General features: G+C 44.9%; 9 protein-coding genes. 7 read left to right on the top strand and 2 right to left on the bottom strand.

Annotated features, from left to right (window positions below):
- Positions 1 to 51: 51 nt before the first annotated feature.
- Positions 52 to 228, bottom strand: a complete 177-nt coding sequence (locus HN980_04515; protein MBT6928739.1) for a 30S ribosomal protein S21 — start codon at positions 226 to 228, stop codon at positions 52 to 54.
- Positions 229 to 377: 149 nt separating this feature from the next.
- Complete coding sequence (tsaB, locus tag HN980_04510) at positions 378 to 1,040, bottom strand: tRNA (adenosine(37)-N6)-threonylcarbamoyltransferase complex dimerization subunit type 1 TsaB (GenBank protein MBT6928738.1); 663 nt, start codon at positions 1,038 to 1,040, stop codon at positions 378 to 380.
- Positions 1,041 to 1,202: 162 nt separating this feature from the next.
- On the opposite strand from tsaB, the gene lon reads away from it, so the two are divergent.
- The 7 genes from lon (at position 1,203) to HN980_04475 (ending at position 9,860) form a co-directional block, all read left to right on the top strand.
- Positions 1,203 to 3,713 carry an endopeptidase La gene (gene lon / locus HN980_04505; protein MBT6928737.1) on the top strand — a complete coding sequence of 837 codons (2,511 nt, stop codon included), beginning with the start codon at positions 1,203 to 1,205 and terminating at the stop codon, positions 3,711 to 3,713.
- Positions 3,710 to 4,210: an adenylyltransferase/cytidyltransferase family protein gene (locus HN980_04500; GenBank protein ID MBT6928736.1), complete on the top strand. Its 501-nt coding sequence runs from the start codon at positions 3,710 to 3,712 to the stop codon at positions 4,208 to 4,210. The genes lon and HN980_04500 overlap by 4 nt, the downstream gene beginning before the upstream one ends.
- Positions 4,207 to 5,238: a rhomboid family intramembrane serine protease gene (locus HN980_04495; GenBank protein ID MBT6928735.1), complete on the top strand. Its 1,032-nt coding sequence runs from the start codon at positions 4,207 to 4,209 to the stop codon at positions 5,236 to 5,238. Before HN980_04500 ends, HN980_04495 begins: the two co-directional genes overlap by 4 nt.
- A gap of 7 nt (positions 5,239 to 5,245) precedes the next feature.
- Positions 5,246 to 6,154 (top strand): ribonuclease Z, encoded by a 909-nt coding sequence (locus HN980_04490; protein MBT6928734.1) that lies wholly within the window; start codon positions 5,246 to 5,248, stop codon positions 6,152 to 6,154.
- Positions 6,155 to 6,373: 219 nt separating this feature from the next.
- Entirely contained in the window at positions 6,374 to 7,498 is a 1,125-nt protein-coding gene (locus HN980_04485; GenBank protein MBT6928733.1) for a serine/threonine-protein kinase, read from the top strand.
- A 39-nt stretch (positions 7,499 to 7,537) separates the two neighbouring features.
- On the top strand, positions 7,538 to 8,263 hold the full coding sequence (locus HN980_04480) for an rRNA pseudouridine synthase (protein MBT6928732.1): 726 nt from the start codon (positions 7,538 to 7,540) through the stop codon (positions 8,261 to 8,263).
- A 1-nt stretch (position 8,264) separates the two neighbouring features.
- On the top strand, positions 8,265 to 9,860 hold the full coding sequence (locus HN980_04475) for a hypothetical protein (GenBank protein MBT6928731.1): 1,596 nt from the start codon (positions 8,265 to 8,267) through the stop codon (positions 9,858 to 9,860).
- Positions 9,861 to 9,937: the final 77 nt, after the last annotated feature.

The raw sequence follows: 9,937 nt of genomic DNA, 5'->3' as shown, positions 1-9,937 counted from the left end.
CTGATAGTAAAATCTATCTGCTATCCGCTATAACTATACGCTGTCAAAGAGTTATCGTTTACGATATTTCTGAGCAGCTTTTGATTTAGCACGAGCTTTAACTGAAGGCTTATCGTAGTAGCGATGTGAGCGTACTGATTTCATTATACCTTCTTTATCAAGTTTCTTTTTGAGGATCCTTAGAGCTTTGTCTATGATCTCTCCTGGTCTAACTTTAACGCTTGTCATTGTTTTTTCACCTACCTTTTCGTCGTGGAGGGTTTTAATTTTGTTCTATGCTAACACAGTATCATTATAATGATCAATGCTTTTTATAGCGTATAGGGGTAGCGTATAGCGGATAGGAAAAGCGCTGATAACTGGTCACTGGTCACTGATTACTGTTGTTCTATTTCGGCCTGAGTTTTTCTTAGGTATAGGATATTTACGTTGTTGTCGGTGATGATATCGTTATCGTGATATTTTTGTGCTGCTATGGTGGCGAGTCTTTGTGGTGATGGTGGCATTTCTGTCACGGCGATATCTTTATTAAGGGTTTCTTGTATCTTTGTTTCTATAGCTGTTTTGTTTGGTGTGATGATAGTTTCGACGTCGTGTAGAGCTTCTGCTGCTTGACTCCATGGCAATACTGATGGTGTTGTTGTATATTTTATGTTGTTGCCGTCTTTTTCTCCTATTATAGCGTATATACCGCTAATTTTGGCGTCGATGACAGCGGCGAAGGCGCCGTTATTTTCTGGTATGAAGCCTTCTAGCGAGCATACTGTTATTATTGGGATGTTCCATGCGAAGGCGAGGTTTTTTGCTACTGTAACGCCGACGCGTATCCCTGTATACGACCCTGGTCCTATTGCTACTGTTATCGCAGTAATATCATTTCTTTGGAGTTTTGCCTTGTCGAGAGATTTTTTTATTGAGACGAGGATATTTTTCGAGTGGTTATATCCTTGTGGCAGGAATGTCGAAGAGATGATTTTGTTGTCGTCGGCGACGGCGACGATGCTTTGTTCTGTTGTGGTGTCTATTATTAGGTTCTTCATAAGTCTTTCGTTGTTATCCATAAAGTCTTAAGTTTCAGCTTTGCGGGTTTAAATGTCGAGGAAAATTTTATGTTTCGGTGCTTGATGGATTATATATAGTAGTGGTACACTGATGATCATACAATTTACTAGCAATGGGAGCATATTTTGAACAAAGACATTATTGATTCTTTAGACCTTGATAACAATGGTGGCGATGCAGACTCTTACGAGCCTTTATCGTTACACATCGACGAGAATAACATTGTCGACCTCGACAATATTTCTCATATCAAGGGTTTATATATTTTGCCTATAACGCGTCGTCCTTTTTTTCCTGGGATGGCGGCTCCTATCATCATCGAGCCGGGTCCTTTTTATGAGGTATTGAAGCTTGTAGCGAATTCCAAGAACAAACTTGTTGGTCTTGTCCTTACCAAGGAAGAAGACGCCGACCCTATCACTGTAGGGTTCAAGGGTCTTAATAAGGTCGGTGTTTTGGCGCACATTCTTCGTATCATCCCTATTGAGGGTGGTGGTGCGCAGATTATTTTGAGTATGGAGAAGCGTATTACCATCAAGGGTTCGAAGTCTGAGAAGCCACACCTTCGTGCTGCTGTAGACATCTATGACGACAAAAGCTCGAGGACTTCCAAGACGCTCAAGGCGTATTCCATGAGCATCATTGCTACTATTAAAGATCTTCTTAAGGTAAACCCCATCTTCCAGGAAGAGCTACAGATATTTTTGGGGCATTCCGACTTCACCGAGCCTGGAAAGCTTGCAGATTTTGCTGTAGCGCTTACTACAGCATCGCGCGAGGAGCTTCAGGATGTCCTTGAGACTTTCAGCATCCGCGAGCGTACGGAGAAGACGTTGATGTTGTTGAAGAAGGAGCTTGACATCAGCAAGCTACAGAATACTATCAACAAGAAGATCGAGCGCAATCTTTCAAAAAGCCAGCGCGAATTTTTCTTGACGGAGCAGCTCAAGACGATAAAGAAAGAGCTTGGCATGGAGAAAGACGAGAAGACTAGCGACATCGAGAAGTTCAAGAAGCGCCTCGAAAGCCGTGTTGTCTCTGAAAATGTGCAGAAGGTCATCGACGATGAGATTGAGAAGCTTTCGGCGTTAGAGCCACAGTCTGCCGAGTATGCAGTATCGCGAGGGTATCTCGACTGGCTTACTATCATGCCTTGGGGTGTCGTCAGCGAAGACGCCAACAGTTTCTCCGAGGCGGAAGATATCCTTGAGAAGGATCACTATGGTTTAGAGGATATCAAGAAAAGGATCTTAGAATTTATCGGCGTAGGGAAACTTTCTGGTGGTGTAAAGGGAAGTATTATCTGCTTCGTCGGCCCTCCTGGTGTTGGGAAGACTAGCGTTGGCATGAGCATAGCGCGCGCGCTAAACAGGGAGTTCTACAGGTTCTCTGTCGGTGGCGTACGTGATGAGGCGGAGATCAAAGGTCACCGTAGGACGTATATCGGTGCAATGCCTGGGAAGATATCACAGGCGCTGAAGATAACGGGGACGATGAATCCTGTAATCATGATCGATGAGATCGACAAGATGTCGGTATCATACCAGGGCGATCCTGCCGCTGCTATGATGGAAGTTTTGGATCCCGACCAGAACGTCGCCTTCGTCGACCACTACCTCGACGTCCCATGCGACCTTTCTGATGTGTTGTTCATCGTCACTGCCAACGTCTTAGACACCATCCCTGAGCCTTTACAGGACAGGATGGATATCATGAGGTTGTCGGGGTATATCCGTGAGGAGAAGATGGAAATTGCTAAGAGATATCTTGTCCCTAAGAACCGCAAAAAGATGGGCTTGAAGTCAAAAGACCTAGCCTTCTCACAACGAGGGATCCATGCTATCATCGAAGGTTATGCCCGAGAGCCTGGCGTCCGTACTTTAGAGAATCTCATCAAAAAGATCATGAGGAAGGTTGCCGTTAAGATCGTCAAGGCTTCCGAGGGAAAGACAGGCAAGAAGAAAAGGGCTACAAAGAAAAAGCCTCATAAGAAATATTCTTTGACGACAGCAAACATCGAAGAGTATCTCGACAAGCCTCTTTTCGACAGCGAAAAGTATTACAAGCGAACTCCTGTCGGCGTTGCTATGGGTCTTGCATGGACGTCTCACGGCGGTACTACGCTGTATATTGAGTCGATACGCGTCAAGAGCGAGAAACTTCTTCTGCAGCTTACTGGACAGGCAGGCGACGTCATGAAAGAAAGCTCTGAGATAGCGTGGAGTTTCATACATAGCGCCATTGGAAGATATGCTCCTGATGTTCCTTTCTTCGAAGGTGAACAGGTTCATATGCATATCCCTGAAGGTGCTGTCCCTAAAGACGGACCTTCTGCGGGTATCACGATGGCAACGTCGCTACTATCGCTTGTCACGGGAACGCCGATACTCCACAATCTTGCTATGACTGGAGAATTGACCCTTACTGGTAGGGTTCTCGCTATAGGAGGCCTTAAAGAGAAGATGATCGCAGCGAAGCGTTCTGGTGTAACTACTATAATATTACCAAAAGACAACCTACGAAATTATGACAAGATCCCCGACCATATCAAGGAAGGTCTTACTGCCCATATGGTAGAGTATTTCGACGAAGTCATCGACATCGCCTTCCCGAAGGGTTTCAAGAAGAAAAAAGGCGCGAAAAAACGATGACGAAGACACCATATTATAACGATATAGTGGCGCCTAAAGTCGTCGCTCCCGAAGAGCTCGCCGATACCGTCGCTGCGCTGCGCAGTGAGGGGAAAAGCATCGCTACCCTCAATGGTTCTTTTGACATGCTCCATGCTGGGCATATGCATATCATCTACGAAGCATCGAAATGCGCCGACGTCCTCGTTGTCGCTCTCAACAGCGACGCTTCGATACAGCGGTACAAAAGCGCAGAGCGTCCGATAATACCACTAGAATATCGCATGCAGATGCTTGCGGCTCTTTCTTTTGTGGGGTATATAACGTGGTTTGACGAGGTCAATCCTTGTGCTGTCCTCGAGGTCATCAAGCCTGACGTTCACGTCAATGGCATAGAATATGGCGGCGACTGCATAGAAGCTGCTGTAGTAAAGAAAAATGGTGGAACGATACACCTCGTTGATATCGTCGAAGGACTTTCGACGTCACAGATAGTGGAGAAGATACAAAAATCATGAGACTTATCGCCACCATCGACAATGCCGACGACGCCTATGAATTTTCTGGGTTCCTAATATCTCAGGGGCTAGAAAACTCCTGTGAGCCCGTGCCTTCCGAAGGAGGTCCTTCTTATGCTATATGGGTTCTTGACGAGAGCAAAGTAGAAGAAAGCATGCGTTGGTATCGTTCTTTTTCCGAGAACCCTAACGACCCCCGTTTCCGCGGACATAAAATCCACCGTGACGACAAAAAACAAAAAGAAAGCAGCAAAAAAGGCGGCGGCGCTGCAAAGCAGCCACGTTCTATTCCTTTCGGCAAGCTTACGTTGTCGATCATAGCGATATGTGTGATGCTTTTTGTTGTAGTAGAGCTTAGCGTTGTCTTTAAAAACGTTTCTTCCGAGAAGACCTACGTGACAAAGCTTGTGTCTCCTGTTATGAGGACTCTCCTCTACGACTTTCCCGACTATTATACGCCATCGCAGTGGAGTGGCTTCTACGAAGAGTTTATGTTGTGGTACCACGACAAGGAACATTATTCTTTTCCTGAAGTGATGCTTTTCAAGAAAATCTCCGACGGCGAGGTGTGGAGGCTTTTTACGCCATGCCTTCTCCATGGAGACCTCTTTCACATCCTTTTTAATATGCTATGGGTTTTTATCCTATGCAACCAGATAGAGCAACGTATCGGCATCGCCAAAGCCCTAGCCCTTATCATTACTACCGGCATCGTCTCCAACACGGTGCAGTACCTCGTCAGCGGGCCTTTCTTCATAGGTTTTTCCGGCGTGGTTTGTGGCATGGTGGCGTTTATATGGATGCGGCATCGTCAAGCCCCATGGGAAGGGTATCCCCTGCCGAGCTCTTCGATACACTTCATCGCGTTCTTCGTCTTTGCTCTTTTCGTTATAGGGACGATATCATTCTCAGCACAGATTTTTGGCTATTCACTCCCCTTCGCCCTAAACATTGCCAATACAGCACACATCTCCGGAGGCGTCGCTGGTGCGCTAATAGGGAAAACTAACCTTTTAAAAGCGAGATAATACTACGATGTCAGTACGCGATATTACAATACTAGGATGCTCGAGCCAACAACCAACACGCCACAGAAACCACGGCGCGTACCTTGTAAGGTGGAACAACGAAGGCCTTCTCTTCGATCCCGGCGAAGGATGCCAGCGGCAGTTCATCCATGCCAACGTCGCTCCCACCTGTGTAAAACGTATATTCATATCACACTTCCACGGAGACCACTGCCTAGGGCTAGGATCTATGCTTATGAGGCTGAACCTCGACAAAGTTACACATACAATACACTGCTACTACCCCGCCAGCGGACAGAAGTTCTTCAGGCGCCTACGTTACAGCACGATATACCACGAAACAATAACCGTAGTAGAACATCCCGTCAGTGAAGAAGGCATCGTCGAAGACGATGGCAACTTCAAAATCGAGGCGGCCTTCCTAGAACATGGCGGCATTGACAACATCGGATGGAGGATAACAGAACCCGACACCAGGAAGTTCGACAAAGCAAAACTCGACGAATATGGCATAGTAGGGCCTATGATAAAAGAGCTTACGAAAAAAGGGACGATAACAGCAGACAACAAGACGGTAACGCTCGACGATGTCAGCACTATACGCCATGGCGATGCTCTAAGCGTCGTCATCGACACGCGATACTGCCAGAAAGCCATCGACATCGCCCGCGGCGCAAAGACGCTCATCTGCGAAAGCACATACCTCGAAGAGCATAAAAAACTCGCCAATAAACACTACCACCTCACCGCCAAAGAAGCCGCCACTATAGCAAAAGAAGCCGACGTAAAAAACCTCATACTCACACACTTCTCAGCACGATATAACAACGCCAAAGACTTCATCGAAGAAGCCAGCGCCGTTTTCCCAAACGTCGACGTCGCCGAAGATTTCAAAGTCTTTCAGTTCACTAAGTAATGTTAAGGGACTCCGCGTCCCTTAACAATCCCGCGGCAAAGGGAAAAGTCCCTTTGCAAACCCGCGACAAGGCAAAAAACGCAGACGAAACGTCTACGCTTTTTGCCTTGCCTTCGCTGTCATTGCCATCGAAACGATGTCGATGAAACAGAAAAACCCTACTTATTAATATAGGTTCTGTATTATAATTTTTTGTCATTAACATATTAAAAATTGCTTATGCCAACGTGGTTAACTGACAACATAATATCTGATCTCAAAGAACATACTTATGTCAAGGAAAGACTGAAAACGCATTATCTTATGCGCGGAGAAAGCGGCAACGTAATATATTTACTGCCAAGAAAATATCATGAGCGGCCAGTGCCGATAATAGGAATGTATTCTGACGTATATATATACGATGCTTACAGACTTAGTGACAAAAAAGTTCACAAGGTTGCGATAAAAGTTTTTAAAAAGGAAAGCGAGTTCCGTTATGAAAAAGCTGTCACCGGCGACATAAGAAAACATCCGGACATGGGCCCGAATAGTCCAATTCTTCCTTGTGATCATTTTAAATTTGCTGATGAAACCCTCGACAGTCTTAAAAACAGACACGTCCTTGTCTTCGAAGCAGCTGATTACAACTTACATACTTTTAATCAAAAAAACATCTTTACTATTTTAGGTGTCAAAAAAATAGCATATGACATCTTCAGCCAGCTTGCCGGTCTTCACCGCATTAGGATCATCCATAATGACATTAAGCTAGAAAACATTTTAGTAAAATTAAAAGGCCCTGCGGAAAAAAGAACATTTCCTTCTGCACATATCGGCGATTTTGGGATATCAAGAAGTCCTGAAATTGAAGACACCGACGGTGTTATACCAAGAACGGTACAAACGGTCTATTACCGCGCTCCTGAAGTATGCCGCGGGGAAACGCCTACACCTGCTATCGACGTATGGAGTGTCGCCTGTATCATCTTCGACCTAGTAACAAAAAAAATACTTTTCGATAGCGGTTATAGAGTCATCAATACGGATTATACGATAAGTGATCAAAGCGGTCATCATCTTCAACATATTAAACGCGTTTTTAAATCTAGCTTTTTCAACCCCAGAACACAACCAACCGACGAAAAGATACGCGAATCACTAAAAGCGCTTTTGAATCCCAAAAGGTGGTGGCAATGGAGCATAAAGGAAGCTTTCCCCAAACAAGACTCTGACAATCTTATAGACCTGCTTGCTAGGTGCCTTGTTTTCGACCCTGAGAAGCGTCTCACCGCAAAAGACGCTCTTGGGCATGACTTTTTCGATGACGTACGGGATCAAGGCAGCTCTACAGCAATTAACTAACGTTGATATTATATGCAGTGACATGGTATACTTTTGCGCATGATACGATTATCAAAGATTATGGCGTCGCGAGGGATATGCTCCCGTCGTGAAGCCGACGAATATATTGCGAAGGGATGGGTCGTCGTCGATGGCACCGTCGTCGATGTCTTGGGCACCAAGGTCTCCGAAGACGCCGTCATCGTCCTTGACAGAAGGGCGTCACAGCGTCAGAAGGCCAAGGTCACCATCGCCGTCAACAAACCTATAGGCTATGTGTCCTCCCCTGCTGTCGACAAAGGCTACAAAGATGCCCGCGATCTTATAACTCCTGAAGACCAGTGGCGTCAGCGTGGTGATATTGATCTTAAGCCTGAGCATCTTAAAAAGCTCGCCGTTGCTGGCAGGCTCGACATAGACTCCAAAGGTCTGATGCTTTTCACACAAGATGGCACGGTTGCGAAGAAACTCATCGGCGACAATACGAAGCTTACAAAGGAGTACCTTGTCAGGGTCGAAGGCGACCTTTCTGATGAGGGCATGGAGTTATTACGCTATGGTCTCGAGCTCGACGGCTTAAAACTTAGGCCAGCAGAAGTCGAATGGATAAATGACGACCAGCTACGTTTTGTTTTGCGTCAGGGACGTAAAAGGCAGATACGCCGTATGTGCGAAGCTGTAGGGCTTGAAGTTACGGGCTTGAAGCGCGTAAGGGTCGGAAATATCATGCTAGGGAATCTCCCTGAAGGTATGTGGCGTTTTGTTGGAGAGGAAGAGATCGAGTAATATGGCTTCTCCTATTAGTTCTACAGATATTAACCTTTCTTCGCCTGTTCTCCATAGGCCTATTCCACTTGGCGAATATATCGATAGCTATTTTTCCAACGCCGACACCATCAAGAGTATAGCTTGGAAAATGCTGAAAATTCTCGACAAGCTGTATCAGCTTAAGAACAGACAAATAGAAAGTGTAGTGCTTTTTAACATGACTCGTGACACTTTCGAGATATCTGGGAATCCTGGACATTATAGTATCACTATCGCAAATCAAAAATATTATAAAGTATTCTCGACAATAGGAGAAAAAGAAAATTTATCGCGCGTCGCATATATTGTTCATTCTCTTAGGCACATCTGTGAAGGTCCTACCCCCCCTGAACTCGACAACCTTATCGTAAAATTAAGTTCATCAAAATACAGCGTCAAAGATGCATTGAGGCATCCTTTTTTCACGGGACAAATCGTAGGCATAAAAAGGCCGCTGTCACTAACACCTTTAGAAAAAGAACTCTCGAGGCTGACAAAGGAACACTTTGCTTTAGTATGCGCGAGTGGTGAGCTGACATGTTTCTTTCCCCGGACAATGGCAGCTTGTTGTAAAATATTAGGAGGAAGAGGATCTTCCACTGTATATAGCATCAATGCTTGGCGTCATGGAGCAAAAAAAACCCACGAAGTGGCGGTAAAAGCATTCAGTTATAGAAGTGGTTTCTTATACGAAAAAGCCGTCGCCGATGATGCTAGGGCTCAATGTCCCGGAGATAGTGATTCTCTGCCGTCGTTTCCTATAGACTCTTTTACATTTACTAGAAAGACGAAAGAAGACTTTCTTTTAAAGCATTTATCGGGCTTAGAGCAAGACCGTTATTTCCTTGTCTCTGATCTTGCTGCTTGCGATCTAAATACATTGTTAACAAACAATGATTTAGGCCTCCGCCATATTCATCTTATAGCAAAAGATCTATTTTCTCAGCTTGAAAAACTTTATGATGCCGGTATCATACACTACGACATAAAACCAGGAAATGTCTTGGTGTTCACAGAAAAAATAGCCGACGGAAAGAGTAGTCTTTTAGGCGTAGAGCTCTGCGACTTCGGCATATCATACAGCCCCCGCGTTCGACAAGAAGACTATTGTCTCCCGGACCCTCCCACAACAAGGCATTACCGTGCTTTTGATCTATGCGATGGGATACCGACACGCAATGTAACAGAAATCCACGACGGAAAAGAAACCTTCGTAAAAAGAAAGGTCCTCTCTCGTTCTGCCGACATGTGGAGCGTAGGAGCCACCCTTGCCGAGCTAGTTACCAAAAGTCCTATTTTTCCTGGTAGTAAAGACTCCCGACAGCTAAAAGAAATCAAAGAAGTTTTAGGTCTGCAAGATTTTTCTGACCCGAGTTCTGAAGCTGGAACGATAAAAGCGTCGTTAAGAAATCTATTCTTGAAAAAAGGCAACACCGAAATAAAAAAACTTATACGTGAGTGTAATACTGATGTTGAGAATCTTATAGATCTCATTACGAGATGCTTCGCCACAGACCCCGAAAGACGCATCACCGCAAAAGAAGCTCTTGAGCATCCTTTTATAAAAGGCCTCTGATAATAAGCTCTTTATTATATATATTTCTTGAAGGAATACCTCTTTTTATGCTATATTTCTTTAAAAATTAAAGGTTT

The sequence above is a fragment of the Waddliaceae bacterium genome (assembly GCA_018694295.1).
Lineage (GTDB): Bacteria > Chlamydiota > Chlamydiia > Chlamydiales > JABHNK01 > JABHNK01.
This window is presented reverse-complemented; position numbering and strand designations above follow the sequence as displayed.